This is a genomic window from Streptococcus sp. 517s (assembly GCF_054445985.1).
The window spans coordinates 1,110,668-1,133,047 of record NZ_CM136847.1; the positions used below are offsets into that span (position 1 = coordinate 1,110,668).

The 22,380-nt window shown below is 41.4% G+C and carries 26 protein-coding genes; 1 reads left to right on the plus strand and 25 read right to left on the minus strand.

Going from position 1 to position 22,380, the window contains the following annotated elements; all coding sequences use genetic code 11:
* Nucleotides 1–23: 23 nt before the first annotated feature.
* The 8 genes from ACVX3R_RS05645 to ACVX3R_RS05680 form a co-directional block, all read right to left on the minus strand.
* On the minus strand, nt 24–734 hold the full coding sequence (locus ACVX3R_RS05645; protein WP_458794508.1) for a type 1 glutamine amidotransferase: 711 nt from the start codon (nt 732–734) through the stop codon (nt 24–26).
* Between the two features lie 4 nt (nt 735–738).
* Nucleotides 739–1,548: a purine-nucleoside phosphorylase gene (locus ACVX3R_RS05650; RefSeq protein ID WP_458794509.1), complete on the minus strand. Its 810-nt coding sequence runs from the start codon at nt 1,546–1,548 to the stop codon at nt 739–741.
* A complete protein-coding gene (locus ACVX3R_RS05655; protein WP_458794510.1) occupies nt 1,548–2,105 on the minus strand; it encodes a DUF1697 domain-containing protein in 558 nt (185 codons plus the stop codon). The genes ACVX3R_RS05650 and ACVX3R_RS05655 overlap by 1 nt, the downstream gene beginning before the upstream one ends.
* Before the next feature lies 1 nt (nt 2,106).
* Entirely contained in the window at nt 2,107–3,318 is a 1,212-nt protein-coding gene (locus ACVX3R_RS05660) for a phosphopentomutase (RefSeq protein ID WP_458794511.1), read from the minus strand.
* 23 nt (nt 3,319–3,341) lie between these two features.
* Nucleotides 3,342–4,025 carry a ribose-5-phosphate isomerase RpiA gene (rpiA, locus tag ACVX3R_RS05665; protein ID WP_458794512.1) on the minus strand — a complete coding sequence of 228 codons (684 nt, stop codon included), beginning with the start codon at nt 4,023–4,025 and terminating at the stop codon, nt 3,342–3,344.
* A gap of 105 nt (nt 4,026–4,130) precedes the next feature.
* The gene (locus ACVX3R_RS05670; RefSeq protein WP_217970691.1) at nt 4,131–5,060 is read right to left on the minus strand and encodes a peptidase U32 family protein; all 930 of its coding nucleotides are present in this window, start codon (nt 5,058–5,060) and stop codon (nt 4,131–4,133) included.
* 126 nt (nt 5,061–5,186) lie between these two features.
* Nucleotides 5,187–5,867 carry an ABC transporter ATP-binding protein gene (locus ACVX3R_RS05675; RefSeq protein ID WP_458794513.1) on the minus strand — a complete coding sequence of 227 codons (681 nt, stop codon included), beginning with the start codon at nt 5,865–5,867 and terminating at the stop codon, nt 5,187–5,189.
* Nucleotides 5,868–5,880: 13 nt separating this feature from the next.
* Complete coding sequence (locus ACVX3R_RS05680) at nt 5,881–6,936, minus strand: ABC transporter permease (protein WP_458794514.1); 1,056 nt, start codon at nt 6,934–6,936, stop codon at nt 5,881–5,883.
* A gap of 379 nt (nt 6,937–7,315) precedes the next feature.
* On the opposite strand from ACVX3R_RS05680, the gene ACVX3R_RS05685 reads away from it, so the two are divergent.
* Nucleotides 7,316–7,606 carry a DUF3270 domain-containing protein gene (locus tag ACVX3R_RS05685; protein ID WP_458794515.1) on the plus strand — a complete coding sequence of 97 codons (291 nt, stop codon included), beginning with the start codon at nt 7,316–7,318 and terminating at the stop codon, nt 7,604–7,606.
* A gap of 63 nt (nt 7,607–7,669) precedes the next feature.
* On the opposite strand, the gene ACVX3R_RS05690 is transcribed toward ACVX3R_RS05685, so the two are convergent.
* From ACVX3R_RS05690 to infC, 17 genes are all read right to left on the minus strand, one after another.
* Nucleotides 7,670–9,007, minus strand: coding sequence for a sensor histidine kinase (locus ACVX3R_RS05690; protein WP_458794516.1), 1,338 nt, complete (start codon nt 9,005–9,007; stop codon nt 7,670–7,672).
* On the minus strand, nt 8,997–9,671 hold the full coding sequence (gene ciaR / locus ACVX3R_RS05695; RefSeq protein ID WP_061416663.1) for a two-component system response regulator CiaR: 675 nt from the start codon (nt 9,669–9,671) through the stop codon (nt 8,997–8,999). The genes ACVX3R_RS05690 and ciaR overlap by 11 nt, the downstream gene beginning before the upstream one ends.
* 109 nt (nt 9,672–9,780) lie before the next feature.
* Nucleotides 9,781–12,327 (minus strand): M1 family metallopeptidase, encoded by a 2,547-nt coding sequence (locus ACVX3R_RS05700; protein WP_458794517.1) that lies wholly within the window; start codon nt 12,325–12,327, stop codon nt 9,781–9,783.
* Between the two features lie 121 nt (nt 12,328–12,448).
* Complete coding sequence (locus ACVX3R_RS05705; protein ID WP_458794518.1) at nt 12,449–12,889, minus strand: ASCH domain-containing protein; 441 nt, start codon at nt 12,887–12,889, stop codon at nt 12,449–12,451.
* A gap of 25 nt (nt 12,890–12,914) precedes the next feature.
* Nucleotides 12,915–13,511, minus strand: coding sequence for a DUF6707 family protein (locus tag ACVX3R_RS05710; RefSeq protein WP_084933310.1), 597 nt, complete (start codon nt 13,509–13,511; stop codon nt 12,915–12,917).
* A gap of 33 nt (nt 13,512–13,544) precedes the next feature.
* Nucleotides 13,545–13,847: a hypothetical protein gene (locus ACVX3R_RS05715; protein ID WP_458794519.1), complete on the minus strand. Its 303-nt coding sequence runs from the start codon at nt 13,845–13,847 to the stop codon at nt 13,545–13,547.
* A gap of 33 nt (nt 13,848–13,880) precedes the next feature.
* Complete coding sequence (locus ACVX3R_RS05720) at nt 13,881–14,381, minus strand: NUDIX hydrolase (protein ID WP_458794520.1); 501 nt, start codon at nt 14,379–14,381, stop codon at nt 13,881–13,883.
* 10 nt (nt 14,382–14,391) lie between these two features.
* Complete coding sequence (locus ACVX3R_RS05725; RefSeq protein ID WP_458794521.1) at nt 14,392–15,090, minus strand: 3-oxoacyl-ACP reductase; 699 nt, start codon at nt 15,088–15,090, stop codon at nt 14,392–14,394.
* Nucleotides 15,083–15,319: a DUF2829 domain-containing protein gene (locus ACVX3R_RS05730; RefSeq protein WP_049479736.1), complete on the minus strand. Its 237-nt coding sequence runs from the start codon at nt 15,317–15,319 to the stop codon at nt 15,083–15,085. Before ACVX3R_RS05730 ends, ACVX3R_RS05725 begins: the two co-directional genes overlap by 8 nt.
* Before the next feature lie 91 nt (nt 15,320–15,410).
* Entirely contained in the window at nt 15,411–16,430 is a 1,020-nt protein-coding gene (locus ACVX3R_RS05735; RefSeq protein WP_458794522.1) for a DNA/RNA non-specific endonuclease, read from the minus strand.
* A gap of 171 nt (nt 16,431–16,601) precedes the next feature.
* On the minus strand, nt 16,602–18,638 hold the full coding sequence (locus tag ACVX3R_RS05740) for a glucosaminidase domain-containing protein (RefSeq protein WP_458794523.1): 2,037 nt from the start codon (nt 18,636–18,638) through the stop codon (nt 16,602–16,604).
* A 131-nt stretch (nt 18,639–18,769) separates the two neighbouring features.
* Complete coding sequence (locus ACVX3R_RS05745) at nt 18,770–19,756, minus strand: dihydroorotate dehydrogenase (protein ID WP_458794524.1); 987 nt, start codon at nt 19,754–19,756, stop codon at nt 18,770–18,772.
* Nucleotides 19,719–20,519: a dihydroorotate dehydrogenase electron transfer subunit gene (locus ACVX3R_RS05750; protein WP_057488996.1), complete on the minus strand. Its 801-nt coding sequence runs from the start codon at nt 20,517–20,519 to the stop codon at nt 19,719–19,721. Before ACVX3R_RS05750 ends, ACVX3R_RS05745 begins: the two co-directional genes overlap by 38 nt.
* 246 nt (nt 20,520–20,765) lie before the next feature.
* The gene (gene gloA / locus ACVX3R_RS05755) at nt 20,766–21,146 is read right to left on the minus strand and encodes a lactoylglutathione lyase (RefSeq protein ID WP_000157147.1); all 381 of its coding nucleotides are present in this window, start codon (nt 21,144–21,146) and stop codon (nt 20,766–20,768) included.
* A 57-nt stretch (nt 21,147–21,203) separates the two neighbouring features.
* Entirely contained in the window at nt 21,204–21,563 is a 360-nt protein-coding gene (gene rplT / locus ACVX3R_RS05760; protein ID WP_000124830.1) for a 50S ribosomal protein L20, read from the minus strand.
* A gap of 51 nt (nt 21,564–21,614) precedes the next feature.
* The gene (gene rpmI, locus ACVX3R_RS05765) at nt 21,615–21,815 is read right to left on the minus strand and encodes a 50S ribosomal protein L35 (RefSeq protein WP_001125942.1); all 201 of its coding nucleotides are present in this window, start codon (nt 21,813–21,815) and stop codon (nt 21,615–21,617) included.
* Between the two features lie 32 nt (nt 21,816–21,847).
* Complete coding sequence (gene infC / locus ACVX3R_RS05770) at nt 21,848–22,378, minus strand: translation initiation factor IF-3 (protein ID WP_000848184.1); 531 nt, start codon at nt 22,376–22,378, stop codon at nt 21,848–21,850.
* Nucleotides 22,379–22,380: the final 2 nt, after the last annotated feature.

Here is a 22,380-nt window from a genome sequence, read left to right on the forward strand (position 1 = left end):
GATACTCTGCCTTTCTGTAGTTCCTAGTTTACCAATGAATCTAAAAATGCATACAGTTTTGCATTCATTTCGGAGTAATGATTTTCACGTAATTCTTCTGGTGTTTGAACGAAAGTGAACTTTTCACTTTGCTCTCTTAATTGCTCCTCACCATCCGCAGTAATTAAAAGTTCTACTGCTTCGGGATCAAATTCCAAATGAGCCTGAAAGGCATAATGTTTTGGACTGAAGCGAATAATTTGGCGTGGACAACCTTGACTGGTCGCCAGGACGACAGCATCCTCTGTCAGCCCTGGCATATCACCGTGCCAGTGGCCGGTTTCTAAGGTTTTTCCGAACAAGCTGACATGAGGATCTGTTAGACCTTGCATCGTCAATGTCACAGGATAAACGCCGATCTCGCGCTCTGGACTATGTTCATACTTCGCACCATAGGCAACAGATAGGAGTTGCGCACCAAGACAGACACCAACAATATAAATATCTGCAGCAATCGCTTCTTTCATAAAAGCAAGCTCAGCCTTTGGATCATAGTATGGGAAGTTTTCTCTATCCTCATCAGGTGATTGAGGACCACCCATGACAATCAGAAAATCAATTCCGTCAATTGTTTCAGGAAGAGGTTCTTTTTCATAAACCTTTGTTGATGTAATGTGATGACCTCGTTCCAGAGCCCAATTTAGATAAGCACCTGGAACCTCAAAGGTCTCATGTAAAATAAAGTGAACTCTCATGCCACTACAATTCACCAAGAATAGCTTTAAGCAAGCCTTTGAAGTCACCTTTGACACGCTCTGTCACTTCTACAACCTCTTCGTGGTTAAGTTCTTCTTGGAATCCTGCAGCATGGTTAGTAATACATGAAATACCGAGAACTTTCAAGCCTGAGTGAGCGGCCACAATAACTTCAGGAACAGTGGACATACCAACTGCATCTGCTCCCAATGTCTTATAGGCACGAATTTCTGCAGGTGTTTCATAAGTCGGACCAGTTACACCGATATAGACACCTTCATCAAGCTTGATACCGAGTTTCTTAGCCACTTCATGGGCAGTAGCACGGTATTCTGGTGTGTAGGCTTTAGACATATCAGGGAAACGTGGACCAAAGTCATCCAAGTTTTCACCCATCAATGGATTTTGACCCGTCATGTTGATATGGTCTGAGATAGCCATCAAGGTACCAGGTCCATAGCCAATACCACCAGCTGCATTGGTTACAATGACACCTTCACATCCGAGAACTTTCATCACACGTACTGGGAAAGTCACGACTTCCAGAGGATTGCCTTCGTAGAAATGAAAGCGACCTTGAAGAGCCAAGACCTTGCGACCTGAAAGTTCTCCATATACCAATTTACCAGCGTGACCGACTACTGTTGAACGGCCCCAGTTTGGAATATCTGCATAGTCTACTACAACTGGATTCTCGATTTCTTCTGCCAATTCTCCAAGACCTGATCCAAGAATTAGACCAAACTCAGGTGCTTGGATTCCCTTGTCTTTCAGGAAAGCAGCTGTTTCCTTGATCTTATCTAAAAATGTCATTATACATCTCCTTTATTATTTTTTAGCATTTGACCGATTTTGTCAAAGGTTTTGGCATTGCGAATGGTGATGCTGCGATAGAAAGGCATCTTGAGCAAGTACTTGTGATAGGCAGTCTTAGAGTAGGTTTCTTCAGAGAATTTCCCCCAGAAAATCCCAAGTCTTCCAAAATGAACCACTTCATCTTTCAGTTCCAAATTTTCAACTGTCTCAATGACTTGCGCCACATCCAAGCCCTCAGTGTAAAAGAGGACATCTTTTCGAGCTAGGTCTTTGGTCCACCAATCTGGCAGATTCTTCAGCTCTGCTTCATAGTCTTCATGACTCAGCAAAGAAAAGCTCTGAATAAATGGATAATGGACTGCAAAGAAATCCTCTAACTTTTCAACCAATTGGGCTTTGGCATCTGTCGAAGTAAAGAAAATATTGCCACTATTGATGTAGGTATCAACTTTTTCCACTCCCAACTCTGTCAATTCTTGACGAAGTTGCGCCATGACAACCTTATTTTTTCCACCAACATTGATACCTCTCACAAGTAAAGCATATAGCGTCATCTTATACCAATTTATCTAAGAAACTTTCACCAATCATGGCAGTTTCAACACCAAAGTTATCCGCAACAGTCGCTGAGATATCTGCAAAATGTCCAACTGGAATGACACCATTCCCCTTAAAGCTAGGACTGTATGCCAAAAGTGGAATGTATTCACGAGTGTGGTCTGTTCCTGCATAAGTCGGGTCATTTCCATGGTCCGCAGTAATCAAAAGAAGATCATTCTCTCTCATGGCTGCGATAATTTCAGGCAAACGTTCATCAAACTCATGCAAGCAATCACGATAGCCATGAGCATTGCGGCGGTGGCCATAAAGGGCATCAAAGTCCACCAAGTTTGTGAAGGAGAATCCTTTTTCAAACTCAGCAAGTCCCATGGTCTTCAATAGTGTATCAATTCCGTGGCTGTTTGACTTGTTGTGGCCCATGTCATGGTTGATACCCGCACCGTTAAAGATGTCGTTGATTTTACCGACAGCATAAGTATCGATGCCAGCCTCATTCAATTTATCCAAAACAGTTGGGGCAAATGGAGATACTGCCAAGTCACGACGATTTGCCGTACGAGTGAAGTTACCTGGCTCACCCACATAAGGACGGGCAATGATACGGCCAAGAAGAGCAGGGCGCTCAAGGGTAATCGAACGAGCGTATTCACAGATACGGTACAATTCATCCAAAGGAATGATATCTTCGTGGGCAGCAATTTGCAAAACAGGGTCAGCTGAAGTGTAGATAATCAACTCCCCAGTTTCCATTTGACGTGGTCCAAAATCATCGATAACAGCTGTTCCTGAGTATGGTTTATTGGCTTCACGAATGACCTTGCGCCCTGAAAATTCTTCGATTTTTGTCAAGATTTCTTCTGGGAATCCGTTCCAGAAAGTATCAAAAGGCTCGGTAATGTTGAGTCCCATGATTTCCCAGTGTCCAGTCATGGTATCCTTACCAAGGGAAACTTCTTCCAATTTCGTTACATAACCTGTTGGGTTGCTTTCAGATGGCACAGTCTTCAGTGGCGTTTCGCGAGGAATATTTCCTAGACCGATTTTAGTCATGTTTGGCACATTCAAACCAACTGTTTTAGAAATATGTCCCAGCGTGTCAGAAGCACCGTCTGGAACCCCTGCATTGACAAAGTTATTGGCATCTGGTGCAGCACCGATTCCCACGGAATCCAGTACCACCAAGTGAATACGATTAAATTTTGACATAGTCTGTCTCCTTATTATTTTAGTTATCTTGCTTTTGTTGAAGTTAAAATCTGAACACCATCTCGTCCCGCTATGATGACCTTATCCACCATTTGGTTGAACAAGCCATGCTCTACGACACCAACGACATGGTCCAATTCTTGCCCAAAGGTAATGGGATCCTCGATGACATCCAAGGCAAGGTCAATGATAAAGTTCTGCATATCGGTCACAAAACGTTGACCGTCTTTTTCACGGAAACTTGGTTTGTAGCCAGCTCGCTCAAACCGACGAAAAACCTGTTCTGCGCCATACTGAACCACTTCCACAGGCAATTTAAAAGCACCTAGTTTATCAACCAGTTTGCTTTCATCCACCACCCAAATATATTCTTTTGAGGGCGTTGCGACAACCTTCTCCATCAGAAGGGCACCACCACCACCTTTGATCCCGTTGAACTGGCTATCTACTTCATCCGCCCCATCAACCGTCACATCGACAAAGTCTACTTGATCAATCGACTTGAGCGGGATGTTTAGTCCTTCAGCCTGTTTACTAGTCACACTGGAAGTTGTCACAGCAGTAATCTGCAAACCTTCTTCCTTGATCCGACGACCTACTTCCTCTACGAAATAGTAGGCAGTTGATCCAGTTCCGAGTCCAACAACCATACCATCCTTGACAAACTCAGCAGCCTTGATACCTGCCATTTTCTTCAGATTTTCCACTCAAACACCTCCATTAAAGAGCTATTTTTATTATAACATGTATCCGTTTTTATTTCATGGATACACTGGAAAAACCCGAACATTTTTATTTCGGGTTTTAGTGTCCTATTTAACCATATCAGGATCGTAATCATAGAATCCCGTATCGAGGAAACGGTTTTTAGGGTGTAACTTGCGCACTTCCTCATCTAATAAGAAGGCTTGGTCATGGCTGAAATTCCCCTCTTGAATCAAGCTGCGTGCTTGGACAAAGAGTTTGGCAATTTCTACAAAGTTCTGACCGGGTGTGTAGAGCCCCTCTAGCTTCCAGTGAGTAAAACCATGCTCTACCAATTCTGTCAATTTAGTCATCAAATCAAGGTCGTTATTTGCAAAAATGTGGGTACCATGATTGTCCTCAAAAATTGAGTAATGACTCTCTGGATCACTTGGTTCTGCCAAGAAGAGGTCACGTTTACGCGTCTTTTCGTCATCGATATGCGTGAAGTTATAGTAGTTTTGTAAGAGCGGACGCTTAGAATGATGGATGACGCTAGCTCCGTAAACCAAGACTTCAGCAGGAATTTCCAAAATCTCTGGCATTTTGAAGAGTTCAGCAGATGGAATTTCACGCGCCAAAACCGCCTCAGATGCGCCAGCCTTTTGGCCCCAGAAGTTAATCTGACGACTGCTTGTCACCATAGTTGAAGCATCGTAGATAGTCTTGAAGGAATAACCATCACGGTTGACCACATAAAAGACGCCTGCATCTCCTACTGTAATATAGTCTGTCTTGATTTCTTCCAAGAAGTCTAGGAAGGGCTTGATACGGTCCATCATATCTTGGTGCATGAGGGCGTTGACTGCAACGATTAATTCCTTACCCGCATCATGAACGAGCTTAGCGATGGTGCGCAACTCTTCATAACTAAAGGTTGTTGGCAGACGAAGGCCAAAATCTTTCTCACCGACATAGATACGGTCTACGCCAGCTTCGAGTAACTGTTCAACTTGTTCAATACTTTCAGCAGTTGCTGTAATAATAATCTTTTCCATAAGAAAAATTATACCACATTTCTCAAAAATCAGCTATGAATACTAGTAGTTTTATAAAAAGTCAAAATCATTTTTTAAAGGTTGCAATCAAAAAAGTGAACAGTAACTTGTACCATTCACTCTATTTTATGCATGTGTTTCTTCAACTAGGTGGCCATCGTTCATGACATAAATACGGTCAACCTTATCAAGAAGGCGAGTATCATGCGTAATCATAACAACTCCTCTACCTTGTTCATGAGCAATGGCAGCCAGCATCTCCGTTACTTGGTAGGCACGCTGGGTGTCTAGACTGGCTGTCGGCTCATCTGCAAGAACGATGCTCGGATTGTTATAGAGCGCTCTAGCAATCGCGGCACGTTGACGTTCACCACCAGATAGAGCTTTGGGATACTGATCTTGTACCTTTTCTAAATCCAACAAGTCAAACAGCTCTTTTCGATCACTTTTACTATTTTTTCCCTTATCTAGTCTGTCAATCAAATCCAGTTGTTCCTTGACCGTTAGAAAAGGAATTAAGTTTGAAGCCTGGAGAATGAAACCAAACTCTCTAAAACGGAGATCTGTTTTCTCCTTCTCCGTCAAACTGCCTGTTTCCTTCCCCTTGACTAGAATCTTTCCACTCGAAGCTTCCTGAAGTTGTCCTAGAGTTGTTAGAAAGGTCGTCTTTCCAGATCCTGAAGGCCCAACGATAGCCACGAACTCTCCCGCATTTAGCCGAAAATTCGTCTCATGCAGGGCTACGACTCTCATCTTTCCTTCCCCGTATGTTTTTGTCACTTGATTCATTTCAATCAATGCTGTCATACTATTCTCCTTATCATTCTGCAATCGCAGTAATCGGGTCCACCTTTAGCAAGCGTGGAAGTGAAATGACACCACCTAGAAGGGCCATCAAGGAAATTACCAAGCTTAGGACAGAGTAGGCTATCCAACTTGGATAGAAAAAGAAGGTAGCTGGTAAGACTAAAATTACACCTCCGATTGCCAGCAAGGCTAAAGCAATCCCCATACCAGCTAGGAGGAAGATTTGACAGAATAGAGACCATACAATGGTTTTGATCTGTATTCCTTGAGCTCGCATTATGCCATAAAGAGCTAGTTTTTGGATGGTAATGATATAAACAAAAATACCCACAATCAAGCCTGTGATAACAATCATAGCAAGAATCATTCCTGAAAATACATTAACCTGAGGTGTGTAACCAGGAATTTTCGATATCATTTTTGGAATGGAAATCTGTTTCAGTCCATCCCCGACCACCTCTATATCATTTTTCAATACCAAGGCAGAGATGGCACGATTGGCTTTCAAGGTTCCTTGTAAGGTCCAATAAGTTGTCAGACTCGTAAAGACAACAGGCTCGGTGAAAAATTTATTTCCTTGAGTCAGGCCTACAATCTTGTAACTTGACTCGCTTCCATTGAGCTGAATGGCATCACCTAGCTTCATCCCATAGTTCTCAAAAGACTGATCCACGACAACCTCATCATCTCCTTCAGGATAACGACCCTCCGTCAAACTAGGAGAGATAAAAGAGTCCCACTCTTGAGCAAAAATGGAAACATTGACCTTTTCACTACCATCGACTAGATTGGTTACAGCAAACATATAGCCCAATGGAGCGGCCTCTTCAGAACTCTTGTCCTTGTAGTCCTTTTCAGGAATAAAAGATGCCGTCAAATTATCATTAGCGTAGTCGGATAAAACGACACCCGTCGCCTGCCAATTATCAATAGCGGCTCGGTTGTTTCGCACAAGACCAAGAGCTAAACTAGTCATAAAAAAGACCATAAAAGCGATAAGAAAAATGGTAGTTAGAATCAAACTATATCGAAGTTTGTTTCGTAATATTTCTTTGATAGCAAGATACATGCTTATCTCCTTTTACTTTCCCCAAAGGTAGCAAGAAAGCCACCCAGTCCAATAGACAGAATCTCTGTCCTTCCATCCATTCAAAACAACTCCTACCAATACTCTTCAAAAGTATCCAGGTAGCAACTCAACAAATCATCTTAAGAAATAGCCTCAGCTTGCTATCAATTTATATAAGTTATCCCTTCCCTATCTTTTATATTAGAAAAGGTTGGGTCATCTGTTTCAAGTGTAACGTCCATGCTATCATTTTCCCTAGTGGGTGTCAAGAAGAGTGACTTAGAAGATGATAAGAGACTTTAGTAGTTTTGTAACCATTTTGTAACAATTCTCTGCATAAAAAATGATAAAATAGTCAAGTACTGTTAAGGAGAGAATCATGCCCGCAAGAAAATTAGAAGCTTATGAGTTTGAACAAACTCCCGAATCGAATCAAACTCCGCTTTATCAAGACTATACACTGGAAGCTCCTGTTAGCTCCAATTTAAAAGAGATTTTATTTTTTGTAAATATTGCTTGTTTTTGTATTTTTATGGTGTTTTTTAGTTTTATCTTTTTAGCCTTAAAATTGAACACAGCTTTATCATTTGTTGCTGCTATGGGGGCAAGCTTGACACTCCTCCAACTCCAACGAAAGATTATTAAACGAAAAATTTCAAAATCAAAATAAAGGTTGGTAGTGGTACCAACTTCTTTTCTAGTTATCAAAAAAGACAGTTTTAAAACTGTCTTTTTATTTATTCTTACGTTTGGGAGGAGATTGAATAGCAATCTTAACTTCAAAAATTGTTCCTCTAGGCTTGTTATCTTTAACGGTAATCGTTCCTCGTAAGGCATCAACGATTTGCTTGGCTAAAGATAGTCCTAGACCAAAACCGCCTTTCTGACGGGTTCTCGCCTTGTCTACACGATAAAAGCGGTCAAAGATTTTCTTCTTATCGGCAGCTGAGATCCCAATTCCGTTATCCGTTACGGATAGATAGAGGTGGCGATCCGTAGCATGGACCACAAACTCAATTTTCCCATCTTCTTCGGTATACTTAATGGCATTATCAAATAAAATGGTCATGAGCTGTTTTAGAAGCAACTGATCGGTCATGAAAGGACGATAAATCCGATTTTCATAGTCAAAAACACGATCATTTTCAGAAGCAATCAACTCATAGTTAGCAAAGGTAGTCTTAAAGAACTGTGGTGATACTTCTGCTATTTCTGGTTTGATTCCATCATCTCGACGTGCAAGGTTGAGAAGATTGGTCGTGAGGAAACGCATGTTGCGAACTTCTTCAAGACTAGAAGCGATACTTTCGCTGGATTCCATAATCGTTGCTTCTGGTTTTCGAAAGAGAGTCTCTAAACGATTTTGTAAAACGGCCAAAGGCGTTCTCAGTTCGTGGCTCGCATTTTCAACAAAGGACTTCTGCTTTTGCATACTTTCCAGCAGAGGTTTGACACTGACACGTGCAAGATAAACACTGGCAATTAAAGATAGGAGCCAGAAACTAGCCATAACTACAACAATTAAATGCTCGTGGTTTTGGCTGATTTGCTCAAGCTGGCTGGTATTGATTAAAACTGCCGCATATTTGACATTGCTTGAAACAGTGGACGAATTTGTTTCCATCAAGATCATCCGGTAGGTTTCTTCTTGACCGTAGCTATTGACAACTTGGATTTGACGAATGTGGTTCAACTCTTTCTTGTCCAGCTTGATCTTGTCCAAACCTAAAAAGCGATTGCCCAGTAAGAGTTGGTTAAAATCCTTGTCAAAGAGCAAGACTTCCGTATTGGAGCTGACATTAGGCTTGATTTCAGCCTTGCTGGCATCCGCAGTTGCGGGTTCGATATCCTTGACTTCCTCAGTTGCCCGATTAAGGGCTAACTGGATGACAGCTTGAGGACTACCACTAAGGGCTTGGAGTTTTTCATCTACAGAAGTGTAGAGACTCGAGTGCATGACCTGGAGGATAATCAAGGTCATAGCAGAGAAGATTAGTGTAAACACTCCAAAGTTTCGAATGAAATAGCTGAAATCATCTGCATACCATGTTTTTTTTAGTTTATTGAACATCTTTTAAAATATACCCGACACTACGCAAGGTTTGAAGATTTTCAGCAAAGGCTGTTCCCTTCAATTTCTTACGAACTTTTGAGACATAGACTTCTACAACGGAAATAGTCGTATCACTATCAAATCCCCATAGGCGGTCAAAAATTTGCGTCTTGGGAAGAATAACATTTTGATTTTGAAGGAAGTAAACCAATAACTCAAACTCTTTCCCAAGCAGTTCTACAGGAGTATCTTCCACTTTCACTTCATTCGTTGAAAGGTTGACGACAATATCCCCATAGGTCAAGGTGTTTTCATTAAACTTGCCTGAACGTTTGAGAAGGGCTTGGATCCGCATTTTGAGTTCTTCTAGATAGAAAGGTTTGGTGAGGTAGTCATCTGCCCCCAACTCAAAACCATGTCCCTTGTCATCCAAACTTTCCTTAGCAGTCATGATTAGGACTGGTGTGGAGATCCCTTTTTCGCGCAACTCTTTCAAGACTTGGAAGCCATTTTTTTCCGGTAACATCAGATCAAGTAAAATCAAGTCATAGACGCCACTTTCAGCTTCGTAGAGACCTTCTTCTCCATCAAAGACCTGCATAACATCTGCAAAATCATCTAAAAAGTCAAATACTGAGTTTGACAGGCCTAGGTCATCTTCCACTAATAGGATTTTTATCATCAGAAACTCCTCCTTGTTATGATTATTATACCAAAATTGCCTTAAAAAAAACTCAACTCTCTCTTCTTTTAAGATAGAAAGTTGAGTTTTTGTTTACATTTTGAACGAATTAAGCTTTGGCATATTGAGCTACAACAGTTTCTACTGCTGCTTTCTCACGCTTAATCAAGTCAACACGCGCTGCGATATCCTTGATACCCATACGAATGTTACGGCTAAGCGCAAGGTCAGAAAGTTGTGGCTCAAAGAATTCTTTATACTCTGCCAAGCGTTGCTCAGTTTTAAAGATGTGTGATGGGAAGATGACGAAGCTATCAAAACTCATGTCGCCACCGAGGGCTGCCTTGATCCAATCCCAGTTTTCACGCGCCCATCCCCAAACAGTTTCTTGAGTCGCTTGGTGTCCGAGGAATTGGAGGTACCATGAAGAAAGGTCTTGTGGTTTCACCACAAATTTATCCTTCCATGAACTAATCAAGGTTTGGATATTGTCAGCATCTGTACTGTAGGCAAGAGCCGCAGCCAACTGGCGTTTAAAGACCGCATCTGTCGCATGAGTGTAGAGGTCCAGATAAGCTGCAACCAAGTCCTTGGTCTCATGGTGTTTCATCTCATTGATGAGAACTTGAGCACGGATGGCTGCTGGAAGTCCTGCAAGGTTTTCCTTATGAGCTGCAAAGATTTGGCTAGCAACTTGACTAGCTTCTGCATCATTGGAGCGAATCATCATGGAAATTGTCAACTGACGAACCAATTCATCTTCATCTGATTCCCCGTCTTTGGCTTCAAAACCAAGACGGTCATAATTGTGACGAGCCAATTTAGCAACTAGTGCTTTGAAGGCTGCTTCAGTTTCGGTTCCTTCATCAATAAAGCGCTCAAGGGCAGAAATCACTTGAGAAACAGCTGAAACGACAAGGTAAGATTCTTCCTTAGCAAGTTTATCAAGGACTGGGAGCAAGTCTGCATAAGAAATGTGCCCTGCTTCAGCAAGTAAACGACGTTCTTGAACGATTTGCAATTTGCTTGTATTATCAAGTGTCTCTAGCTCAGCAAGAACAGCATCTAGCAAGTCTCCTTGATAGTCTGTAATATAGTGGGCTGTATTTTCAGTATTGAGACGAAGGGCTCCTTTATTTTCAGCAAGAAGAGCTGCGTAGCCAGGAATTTCAATACTTTCAGTTTCGAGTGTATCTGGCAACCCTTTCCAGTTACTGTTGAGTGGCACAACCCAGAGGCGGTTCTTGTCTTCGTGCTCACCGATAAAGAATTGTTTTTGCGAAATCTTCAAGACATCATTTTCAACTTTGACAGTGAGAACTGGATAACCCGGTTGTTCCAACCAAGAGTCCATGAAGGCTGCAACATCACGCCCTGATGCTTGTCCGAGAGCATTCCAAAGGTCACGACCAATGGTGTTGCTGTACTGGTGTTTTTCAAAGTAGGCATGCAAACCTTTAGCGAAATCTGCATCACCTAGCCAACGGCGAAGCATGTGCATGAGACGGCTTCCTTTGGCATAAACGATAGCTCCATCAAAGAGCGTATTGATTTCATCTGGGTGTTTGACTTCGACATGGACAGACTGAACGCCATCCGTCGCATCGCGTTTAAGCGCAGCTGGAACACCACCTGTTTGGAAGTCTTCAAAGATATTCCAACTTGGCTCGATAGCATCCACACAGACGTATTCCATCATGTTGGCGAAGCTTTCATTGAGCCAGAGGTCATCCCACCATTTCATAGTCACGAGGTTTCCAAACCATTGGTGGGCAAGCTCGTGGGCGATAACAAGAGCTACTTGTTGACGGCTAGCAAAGGTTGAGTTCTCATCCACAACCAAGTAAACTTCACGGTAAGTGACAAGACCCCAGTTTTCCATAGCGCCAGCTGAGAAGTCAGGAAGGGCGATGTGAAGTGATTGAGGGATTGGATACTTAACTCCGTAGTAATCTTCGTAGAACTCAATTGAGCGAACAGCGATGTCCAGTGAGAAATCAAGGTTAGATAGTGGGTGGGCTTTCGTTGAGTAGACACCTACAAGGGTACCATTTTTAGTTTTAGCTGTTACTCCTTGCAAATCACCTGCAACAAAGGCCAACAAGTAAGAAGACATGCGAGGTGTTGTTTCAAACTTCCAGATGCCTGTTTCCTTACGGTTTTCCAAATCAATCTCAGGCATGTTTGACAAGGCAACTTCACCTTCTGCTTGGTCAAAACGTAGAGAAAGGTCAAAAGTTGCTTTGGCTTCAGGCTCATCCACACATGGGAAGGCTTCGCGCGCGAAATGACTCTCGAACTGAGTAGACAAGACCTCCTTCTTGACTCCATCAACAGTGTAGTAAGAAGGGTAAATCCCTGTCATGTTATCTGTGATTTTTCCTGAAAAAGCAAGAACTAATTCAACTTGACCAGCTTCAGTCAATTCGATATGAAGGGCTTCATTTTCATGATCAACTGTAAATGGACGAGCCTGACCTGCAACTTCTACAGAAGCAATTTCCAAGTCTTTTTGGTGAAGGGAAATACGGTCACTCTGTGCTTGACCAGTAATGGTCACCTTCCCAGAAAACGTCTTGGTCTCACGACTCAAGTCTAAAAATAAATCATAATGTTCAGGAACAAATTGCTTAATAAAATGTTCAACTGCTTGCATAGTTTTCTCCTATTCTAAGTTTAAGAGCTGCTACTCTTCTTCAAACAAACTTATTATATCATGTTTTGCTTTAGAAAAAAGGATTGGACGGTAATTTTCAAAACTTTCTTCCTTCTACAATCTACAGTGGGTAGACCTTGCGAAATTCTTCCAAAACGACCTTGCTGTCAGATGTAAAAGTCAGTCCAGCCTCCCTCATCCACTCGGTGAAACAGTCCTCATGAACCTGGCGCCAATAGGCTAAAGATTTGTCTCCCTCACCTTCCTTGTAGGCATGGTCTGCAGAAACTTGATTGAAAGGCTGAACGGAAACCTTGGTAATTTCGACAATGCAGACAGCCTGACCTTGACTGTCTAAAATGAAATTGAAGGTTCCTTCTTGTGGAAGAGATTCGTCTTCTAGTGCGTAGAGGTCGTAAGCTGATGCTGTTGCAGTTTTTTCGCCTCTTAGAACCAAGTCGGCCAAGAGATCAGCTTCCACTCCAAAAGCCCAGGCATCTATCTCATCTCCAATCGAGGGGTTAATTTGCTTATAGGCATTCCACATTTCTTGCGGTGTCATGGGTTGCTCCTTTTCATTTACTTTTTTATTTAAAGGGATAGAGTTGCTTAAATCCATTTATTAAAATATAGTCACGAAGAATTAAAATCGTGCTTTGAATCTCATTATTAACTAAATCCCGATCGATTTCCAATTCATTGGAAAAAGCTTTTAAATACAATAAATGAAATAAGATTCCCATTCTTTTATTCATTTGTGAAACTTCATCCTTGGCTTTCTCTAATTCTGTTTGAAGAGAGTTTAATCTAAAACCTGTCAAAAAACGTTTGTGTACCTTTCTTTTCCCAAATACACTCACTTCATCACCATAATTTAATGCATAGAGAATCCTATCTCTTACTTGTGTTAGATATTTTTCTTCATCTATCAGAATAGCCAGTAAAGCAGAATTTTGCACAGGTTCCCAATAGCGATAATCACCGTCAAAGTCAACTTGAACCATTTTATCAATCATTGACTGAGCTAAAGCAGTATTATCGGACAGATACAAGATATAACTTAAGCGATTGAGAACATGCATAGCATCCATCTGAGTTTTCTTATTCTTTTTGGGGACCAGGTTTAAATACGATACTAACTCAGCATCATTTTCAACCTCTTCGATTAGTTCTTTAACATTCATGTATCTACTCCTTTTAATACTTACAATAAGCCTTTACTCTATCCCATCATCTTTATTATATTCTATCATGCAGTTGACTGCATATTCTACCCATTCCCAAAAGTCATTAAACTCTTCCCGTTGCTCCCAGCCTTCTGCAGCAAAGTCATGAATGAGTTGAACTTTATTGCCTTTACCAATTTCAAAACAAGCTGTATCATCACAATCTCCTCTTTTAGCGAATGGAATCAACTTTCTTGTTGGGTACCTTTCCTGCAAGCCCTTGTACAGAGATAACGCCCATTCTGAATCTAAAAAATACCAAATATCAAAATCAACTAAATTGAGTTCTACCATTTTTTAAATGATTCAGGATACTGAAATATACTTTCATCCACTGAATAATTTTTCATCTCTCACCTTCCAATTCATGTAGGAAGTCTTGTCCAGTTCTGGAAATCCTAATAATTCAGACTTAGCCTTCAAGACTAATGGCGATGCATTTTCTTCTGTGATTTTTTGAATATCCATCCAAATATATCCGAGTGAATCATTCGCATCATCAGACACAGCATCCGAAATAGTAACTTGAGGTGCAATCTCATTCATTTCAACATCATACAAGGCCATGATATGGTGAACAGTAAAATTTGTTAACTCTTCCCTGACGAAAACATCGTAGATTCGAGGATTGGAGTAGCTTCTAACAGTGAATCCTGTCTCTTCCATAACTTCTCTAATCAGCGTTTCCGTCAGTCCTTCACCAAGTTGCTGACTGCCTCCAGGTAGATCATAACGATGTTGATAAGGGCCTCTCGTTTTTTCAATGCAGAGTAACTTCCCGTTTTCAAAGCAAACAGCATAGACTCCAAAGTGTTTTTTGATTTCCATCTATCTCCTCCTACTTCAAAGACCAGCCACCATCTATTGTCAAAATTTGCCCTTGCATGGCGCTCGCCTTTCCACTTGCTAAGAAAAGACTGAGCTCTGCTACTTCCTCTGGCTCAATCCAGCGCTTGATTGGCGTTTCACTAGCCACCCAGTCAGCCAATCCACCTAGTTCAAAGTCGGCAGCAGTCATGGCTGTCTTGACTGCTCCTGGAGCAATCCCAAAAACCTGAATACCAGCTTCAGCATAGTCTAGAGCCAACTGCTTGGTAAAGCCAGCTAAGGCATGCTTAGACGAGGTATAGGCGTGACCACCTCCGCCAGCTAGACTTGAGGCAATCGAACACATATTGATGATAATTCCCTTTTTATTTTCCAGCATTTGCGTCAAATAATAGCGAGTCAACTCAACAGGAGTCACGTAGTTGATTTCAAAAATCTCTTGAATTTCCTGGTCTGATTGTTCCAATAAGGGTTTGTAATCATCCAAAACTCCTGCAGTATTGCACAAAACATCCACATAAGGACACCAGTCAAAAATTGGCTCCAAGTCCAAGGTCAAATCTCTCTGTAAAAAGTGGAAATCACCGTTTAAGACTGGCTTTTCACCTTGGTCAACTCCATAAACTTGATAACCCTTCTCTAAAAAGAGTCGAGCTTGAGCCAGACCAATCCCTGAACTCACTCCCGTAATCAATACACATCTAGTCATGCACTTCTACCCAATCTGTTGCCAAAACATCACAAGGTGTCGGGCTCCACATGGAAAAACCTTCTCCCTCCCCAGACACGTTGATTAGGAAATAGGGCGTCACTTCAAGTGCAATCCCGTTTTGTTCGATAGTGTCAAAGAGTTGGACATAGTTTTCAGCCCCTCCCCAACCAGTTCGTACATATTTTTTCTTGGCCTTTAACCCAGGCAGGATTTCTTCAAAAGTCATGATGTTCTCCTTTAATTCTACATTCTTCATTTAATTATAACAAAAAACCGTTTCCCAACGGCTTTTTGACTGTATATCTACTAAATTCCTCCTACCACTGCAATCCAGCTTCTCTGATTTCTTTCTTAGAAGCAAATTTACCATTTGGTCTGTGCCATCTCCCTTTTCTATCTCTAAAGTAGCCACCTGAATTTGTTGATTGCGAGTTTGATTCTCGGCTTTCTTCCTTTTCTTGTGCGGCTTGGCGAGCTTTTTCCTGCTCTTCTTCTTTTGCTTTCTTTTCAGCTGCTTCTTTTTCTTCAGCCTCTTTCTTGGCTTTTTCCTCAGCTTCCTTCTTAGCTTTTTCTTCTTTGTTTTCGACTGTATTTTTAGCCGTACCATCTAAGTAATTGATTTCCGCATTAGCTGAAACATTGTCTAAAACAACATGCGTCACTGAATACTGATCAACCTTTTCCTTACTACCACCCAATTTGATTTCCAAGAGTTTGCCATTTTCATCAATTCCCACATACTGCAATTCAATCTGTCTCGGAATCAATTCATCTTTCTGATAGATTGGAGTCACCTTGTAGTCAAGATAGTAGTTCGGGTGATTGGCCAACCAAGAGTCCAATCGATTTTCATAATAAAGCATACTTTCTTGATTTGTATTGTCTGTACCATAATATGTTCCAGCGTTGAGCCAGTTAGTCATAGGAACCAAGTTTTTCTTTTCATCGTTTAATCCACTAAACTGGTAACCAATCAAGTGACCTCGATTCATCAACCAAGCCTTTTTAGAGCCATCTCCATAATAAAAATTATAGTTGTGCCAACCAACCGGGTTATAACTTATCTTAGGCTCTCTCTTCTCTGTTGGCTCATCACTGTCCTTAAGTTGAATATGAGCACCCGTTGCGCGTGATTTAGAATCCAATTTCCCAAGTTCTAGTTGCTTTTCATTTTTAAAAGGCAAGAGTCCAGCTTCTTTAAACAACTTTTCATCGAACTTGACTTGCTTCTGCTCGACTTTTTCTTCTGGAACCTTTGATTCTACCTTATGTCCAGAACACGCAACTAGTGTTGTGATTGAAAGCAAGGCAATTGAGAAGGATAGTAGCTTTTTCATAAAAATCCCCTTTATTTTTATATAGTGATTAGATTAATATCTCCTCTTTCATTCTACTATCATTTTGTTAATTATTCAAGACTAAAGAGACTGTTATCATACTATTTTCCCTCCAATGTCCAAAACAAAAACGATAACCACTTTTCAGTAGTTACCGTTGAGTTCTTTTGATTAGTCTTTCCCACCAAGTTTGCTATTGATGGTCATCATGATACTGGCAATTTTCTCTCCCCAGTATGGGTCAGAAGCATAGCGTACATTCATACCAGAAGCTTTGTTCCCAAGGTGGTCTCTTCCACGGTCAATATAGTTCTCACGAATCCACTTAGCCGCACCGAGAATCCCCTTGTCCACATCATCAAATTTTTTGGCTGAGGCATATGGGCTCGAATCATAAGCTGCAATTCCAAAGAAGTTATTCTTATCCTTGGCAATCTGGCTCCGACCCCAAGCGCTCTCGAGTGCACTATGCGCCATCAAGTAAAGGGCATTTATACCATAGCGTTTCTCAGCTTCCTTAAAAATAGCACCCTTACCAGCGAGGCGACTATTCCTAATGTTCATCAAAGAATAAACTTTATCCAATTCGGCTGCACTGTAATTACTTGGTTTAGTCAAATTTCTAAAGAGGAAGGGATTTTCAATGGTAAAGCCATCAAAATGAATCCCATCAGTTGAATAATATTTCTTACCAATAGTCATAGCTGAGCTATGTGGCGCAACACGGAGACTTACATAAGGTGATAACTCATGGTAAAAATACTTGCCATCACTTGTATAATGAGGGACAAATTCACTGTCCTTATCAATAGCTTCTAAATCACTTTTATTCATGAAGCCTGATAAACCAGAAATATTGACTGGTATTTGACTATCTTTTTTAGATTGTGCATCTCCAAGTGAGACGATAGTTCCCTTTGATACATAACTCAATCTTTCACCAGAAGCACTATAAACATAAGCAGTAATTGGCTTCACTTTGTAATATTTTGCCTCTGAGATCCACTTCCCGTTATTCTGGAAGGAATACTCTTTACCTTTGATCGTAAAAGTACCTGTTACATATCGGCCATCATCTTTTAGATAGTACCAAGCATCGTAATCTTTGTCAAAAATCCATTCATTTTTGGCCATATAGCCACCAGATTTAAGGTAGTATGATCCAATCCATTCACGGGAAGCGTAGGCCCCACCTGATTTCAAGTAGAACCAGCTATTGTAGGATTTATCAAAAATCCACTCTTTTTCCGCCATAGCGCCACTATCTTTCAGATAGTAATCACTTTTCCACTGGCTACTTGCCATCACACCATCGCTATTAAAATAGTACCATGTTCCTTTGATTTTTTCCCATTTATTGCGGGAAATCTTGCCTGAAGCTGTTGCATGGTACCACTTGTCAGAAATTTTTACCCAATCATTTTCTGCCATGGCACCACTACCTTGGAAAAGATAGTCATTATAGATGGTACGGCTAAGCATGACACCATCTTTATCAAAGTAATACCAGACGCCTTCAATCTTTTCCCACTTATTGCGAGAAATCTTTCCCGAAGCTGTTGCATAGTACCACTTGTCAGATATTTTCACCCAATCGTTTTCTGCCATGGCACCACTACCTTGGAAGAGATAGTCATTATAGATGGTGCGACTAAGCATGACACCATCTTTATCAAAGTAATACCAGATGCCTTCAATCTTTTCCCATTTGTCGCGAGAAATCTTGCCTGAAGCTGTTGCATGGTACCACTTGTCAGATATTTTAACCCAATCGTTTTCTGCCATGGCACCACTACCCTGGAAGAGATAGTCATTATAGATGGTGCGACTAAGCATGACACCATCTTTATCAAAGTAATACCAGACGCCACCAATTTTTTTCCAGTTTACGACAGACTGGTTATTTTCATAAAAACGCCAGTTTCCTTGCTCTTTTTTCCAACCTTCCTTGATAACTTCCTCGTTTTTTTCCTTTTTGGATGAGTCATCTGATGAGTCATCTTTAGAAGAATTTTCCTCTTTTACAACCGGCTCTTTCTTGGGCTCCACTTGGGGAACTTCTTTCTTGGCAGTAGCTTCTTCTTTTTTCTCGACTACATCTGTGGTCTGAGTTTTTTTCGTAATCTGAGATTCTTCAGCATATACAGATGTCTTTGCAAATCCTGCCATAGAAAGAACGACAGTACTTGCAAGTAGTATCTTCTTCATTTTATTCTCCTCAGTAAAAAACTATCTACACTATTACTATTTTATGGAACCTATTGTAACATAGTTAACTAACGGAAATATTACAAATTGATGAAGATTCTATTTCTTGTTGACAATAAGGAAGACCTAGCTTATCTCAGACTGGCTTTGACTTCCTGACGGAGATCTTCCAAACTGCTAATGCCATATTTGTCCATGACTTTTGGTAAATTTTCGATGATATCAGGACAGGCATAAGGATTGGTAAAGTTGGCTGTTCCAACTCCGATGGCAGATGCGCCAGCCAGATACATTTCTAAAGCAGCTTCTGCCGAATCTACTCCCCCCATTCCAATGATAGGCAGGTCTGTTGTTTGGGCGACTTGACGGATGAGTTTGAGAGCTACTGGAAAGACTGCTGGACCTGACATTCCACCCGTTCCATTGGCCAAGATTGGTTTGCGAGTTTTGAGGTTAAAGCGCATACCGACTAGAGTATTAATCATGGTTAACCCACTTGCTCCTGCATCCTCTGCTGCCTTTGCGACGGTGACGATATCCGTCACGCTAGGGGTTAACTTAACATAAACTGGCACATCAGAGGCTTCCACAGCCGCTTTTACCACTTCATAAGCCAAGTCAGGATCTTGCCCAATCAAAAGTCCATGATTGCCGTGATCTACATTCGGACAGGAGATATTGAGCTCGATAGCTTTTACATTTGTAGCCTTGGAAATCCCCTGAGAAACGGCAGCGTACTCTTGTTTTGAAAAGCCAGCTACATTAGCGATGATGGGAAGCGTAGGATACTCTCTTTCCAGCCAAGGCAACTTTTCAGCTAAAACAGCTTCTAAACCTGGATTTTGCAAACCGATTGCATTGAGCATACCAGCAGGTGTTTCTGCCACCCTTGGAGTTGGATTGCCAAAACGTGGTTCTAGAGTCGTTGCCTTGATCATAATAGAGCCTAAAAGGTCTAAATCATAGTACTTGGCATACTCTTGGCCGAAACCAAAACAGCCTGAGGCTGGGATAATAGGATTTTTCAAATCCAAGCCTGGTAGAGAAACTTGTAAACGTTTGTTAGTCATAACCTTCTCCTTATAATACAACTGTTCCTGTGCGGAAAACAGGGCCATCTTCACAGACACGTTGGCTGACGGTCTCACTATCTGGCACTTTTAGAACGCAGGCATAGCAAGCTCCCATCCCACAAGCCATACGAGATTCTAGAGATAGATAGGCTCTTGGATGATCATAAAAGGTTTGATTGATATACTTCATCATTCCAGGCGCTCCACATGAGTAAACCGCATCAAATTGACTGTCTAAATCATTGATAACAACAGAAACATTTCCCTTGATGCCATAAGAACCATCATCTGTCGTTACAAAGACCTGACCATATTGGGCCAATTCGGTTTCGAGAATAACAGCATCCTTAGTCGCAAAACCGAGGACTGTCACTACTGTCACCCCACGCGCATGCAATTCCTTAGCCACCTCAAGCAAGGGCGGAACACCAATCCCCCCACCAACGAGGAGAACTTGGCTCTGATTGTCTAAATCAGACAAGTCAAAACCATTTCCCTGAGGCCCCATCACATCAAGAGTATCTCCCTGACTTAAGGTTGAAAAAATAGCTGTCCCAGCCCCCTCAATCCGATAAATGAGGTGACACTGCTTGTTTGCTTTGTCAATAGACGAAATTGAAATAGGGCGGCGTAAGAGATGGGCATCATCAGGTACACGCAGATGAAGAAATTGGCCGGCTCGCATGGCTTCAACCATCTCCCCTTCTAGGACTAATTCAAAGATTGCTGGCGCAATTTCCTCTTGTGCGACCACCTTCATGGTTTCCAAACGAATGGCACCCAAACGCTTCTTACATGTGGGATTCATGACTTTTCCTCCTTAAATTTAAGGGGACCAGATAAAGAAAAGGCCTTGCTAATGCAAGGCCTCAGTTGGGTTAGGCTAGAACTCATGCGCACACTTAAAAAGTCTCCACAGAGAGCCCACTATCCCTTTTATCTGACACCTTGTGAGTCTCTCTGGACTCCCCTTAAAGGTTAAATTTTTATTAGTATACTCTTTCAAAGAAAAAAAGTCAAGTAGAAAACGAACATTCTACTTGACTTCACTGGATTATTTTTCACGAATAACTTCGACCTTGTAGCCATCAGGATCCTTGACAAAGTAATAGTTTGGTTGAGTTCCTGGAAGTCCATTAGGGGCTGTAACCTCATAGCCTTTAGCACTATGTTCTTGATGTAGGGCCTCAAGGTCAGGTGTGCTGAGAGCGATATGGGCAAAGCCATCTCCCACCACGTAAGGACCGTGATCGTAGTTATAGGTCAACTCCAACTCGTAGTCATCACCATCAAGTCCTAGATAGACAATCGTGAAGGCATGATCTGGAAAATCTCTGCGACGCAATTCTTTAAATCCAAAAGCATCTTGATAAAATGCGATTGATTTTTCAAGGTTTTCTACTCGCAAACAAGTGTGTAACATTTTTGAAGCCATATATTCTCCTTTATTTTTAAAAAGACTGGGACAATCCTGTTCCAGTCTTATCAATTATTATTTACCAAGTTTTGCTTTAGCTGCATCTGCAAGAGCTGTGAAAGCTGCTGCATCGTTAACAGCCAAGTCAGCAAGCATTTTACGGTTAACTTCGATCTCAGCCAATTTCAAACCATGCATCAATTGTGAGTATGAAAGTCCGTTCAAACGAGCTGCCGCATTGATACGAGTGATCCACAATTTACGGAAGTCACGTTTTTTCTGACGACGGTCACGGTATGCATAGTAGTAAGAGTTCATTACTTGTTCTTTTGCAGTGCGGAACAAGATGTGTTTAGCTCCATAGTAACCTTTTGCTAATTTAAGAATACGTTTACGACGTTTGCGTGATACAACGCCACCTTTAACACGTGCCATGTTTTATTTCCTCCAAATATTTCCTAGAATTGTTTACTTACTGTTAGGCTATTATTTCAAGCGAGTAAGCATTGCTTTGATACGTTTGAAATCTCCTGAATGCACCATAGATGCTTTACGAAGATGACGACGTTGTTTCTTAGTTTTTCCGTGGAAACGGTGAGAAGTGTAAGCACGGAAACGTTTAAGTCCACCAGAACCTGTACGTTTGAAACGTTTAGCTGATGCGCGGTGTGTTTTTTGTTTTGGCATGATTTTTTCTCCTTTATTTAACTTTCTGACAATTATTTTTTGTCAGTTGCTGGCGCCAACTGCATGAACATTTGGCGTCCATCCATCTTAGCTCGTTGTTCGATGATGGCAATATCTTGTGTTGCTTCAGCAAACTCGGCTAAAACTTTTGCACCAATCTCTTTATGGGTAATCATACGACCCTTAAAGCGGATAGATACCTTAACTTTATTTCCTTTTTCAAGGAATTTACGTGCATTGCGAAGTTTTGTGTCAAAGTCTCCCTTGTCAATAGTTGGACTCAGACGAACTTCTTTCACAGTAACAACACTTTGTTTTTTACGTTGTTCTTTTTGCTTTTTCTGGTACTCAAATTTGAACTTACCGTAGTCCATAATTTTAGCAACAGGCGGTTTTGCTTGGGGTTGAATCAATACTAAGTCAACATTTGCACTATCAGCCAATGCTTGCGCTTCGCTGAGTGGCTTGATGCCTAGCTGTTCTCCCTCAAGACCGATCAAGCGAACTTCACGTACACGAATTTCATCATTGATGAATAAGTCTTGCTTTGCTATGGTTTTCACCT

Excerpts from the sequence above, each read along its gene's own strand:
- ACVX3R_RS05645 (WP_458794508.1), bottom strand. The coding sequence starts at position 734 with ATGAGAGTTCACTTTATTTTACATGAGACCTTTGAGGTTCCAGGTGCT.
- ACVX3R_RS05650 (WP_458794509.1), bottom strand. The coding sequence starts at position 1,548 with ATGACATTTTTAGATAAGATCAAGGAAACAGCTGCTTTCCTGAAAGAC.
- ACVX3R_RS05655 (WP_458794510.1), bottom strand. The coding sequence starts at position 2,105 with ATGACGCTATATGCTTTACTTGTGAGAGGTATCAATGTTGGTGGAAAA.
- ACVX3R_RS05660 (WP_458794511.1), bottom strand. The coding sequence starts at position 3,318 with ATGTCAAAATTTAATCGTATTCACTTGGTGGTACTGGATTCCGTGGGA.
- ACVX3R_RS05670 (WP_217970691.1), bottom strand. The coding sequence starts at position 5,060 with ATGGAAAAGATTATTATTACAGCAACTGCTGAAAGTATTGAACAAGTT.
- ACVX3R_RS05675 (WP_458794513.1), bottom strand. The coding sequence starts at position 5,867 with ATGACAGCATTGATTGAAATGAATCAAGTGACAAAAACATACGGGGAA.
- ACVX3R_RS05680 (WP_458794514.1), bottom strand. The coding sequence starts at position 6,936 with ATGTATCTTGCTATCAAAGAAATATTACGAAACAAACTTCGATATAGT.
- ACVX3R_RS05685 (WP_458794515.1), top strand. The coding sequence starts at position 7,316 with ATGCCCGCAAGAAAATTAGAAGCTTATGAGTTTGAACAAACTCCCGAA.
- ACVX3R_RS05690 (WP_458794516.1), bottom strand. The coding sequence starts at position 9,007 with ATGTTCAATAAACTAAAAAAAACATGGTATGCAGATGATTTCAGCTAT.
- ciaR (WP_061416663.1), bottom strand. The coding sequence starts at position 9,671 with ATGATAAAAATCCTATTAGTGGAAGATGACCTAGGCCTGTCAAACTCA.
- ACVX3R_RS05700 (WP_458794517.1), bottom strand. The coding sequence starts at position 12,327 with ATGCAAGCAGTTGAACATTTTATTAAGCAATTTGTTCCTGAACATTAT.
- ACVX3R_RS05705 (WP_458794518.1), bottom strand. The coding sequence starts at position 12,889 with ATGACACCGCAAGAAATGTGGAATGCCTATAAGCAAATTAACCCCTCG.
- ACVX3R_RS05710 (WP_084933310.1), bottom strand. The coding sequence starts at position 13,511 with ATGAATGTTAAAGAACTAATCGAAGAGGTTGAAAATGATGCTGAGTTA.
- ACVX3R_RS05715 (WP_458794519.1), bottom strand. The coding sequence starts at position 13,847 with ATGGTAGAACTCAATTTAGTTGATTTTGATATTTGGTATTTTTTAGAT.
- ACVX3R_RS05720 (WP_458794520.1), bottom strand. The coding sequence starts at position 14,381 with ATGGAAATCAAAAAACACTTTGGAGTCTATGCTGTTTGCTTTGAAAAC.
- ACVX3R_RS05725 (WP_458794521.1), bottom strand. The coding sequence starts at position 15,090 with ATGACTAGATGTGTATTGATTACGGGAGTGAGTTCAGGGATTGGTCTG.
- ACVX3R_RS05730 (WP_049479736.1), bottom strand. The coding sequence starts at position 15,319 with ATGACTTTTGAAGAAATCCTGCCTGGGTTAAAGGCCAAGAAAAAATAT.
- ACVX3R_RS05735 (WP_458794522.1), bottom strand. The coding sequence starts at position 16,430 with ATGAAAAAGCTACTATCCTTCTCAATTGCCTTGCTTTCAATCACAACA.
- ACVX3R_RS05740 (WP_458794523.1), bottom strand. The coding sequence starts at position 18,638 with ATGAAGAAGATACTACTTGCAAGTACTGTCGTTCTTTCTATGGCAGGA.
- ACVX3R_RS05745 (WP_458794524.1), bottom strand. The coding sequence starts at position 19,756 with ATGGCCCTGTTTTCCGCACAGGAACAGTTGTATTATAAGGAGAAGGTT.
- ACVX3R_RS05750 (WP_057488996.1), bottom strand. The coding sequence starts at position 20,519 with ATGAATCCCACATGTAAGAAGCGTTTGGGTGCCATTCGTTTGGAAACC.
- gloA (WP_000157147.1), bottom strand. The coding sequence starts at position 21,146 with ATGGCTTCAAAAATGTTACACACTTGTTTGCGAGTAGAAAACCTTGAA.
- rplT (WP_000124830.1), bottom strand. The coding sequence starts at position 21,563 with ATGGCACGTGTTAAAGGTGGCGTTGTATCACGCAAACGTCGTAAACGT.
- rpmI (WP_001125942.1), bottom strand. The coding sequence starts at position 21,815 with ATGCCAAAACAAAAAACACACCGCGCATCAGCTAAACGTTTCAAACGT.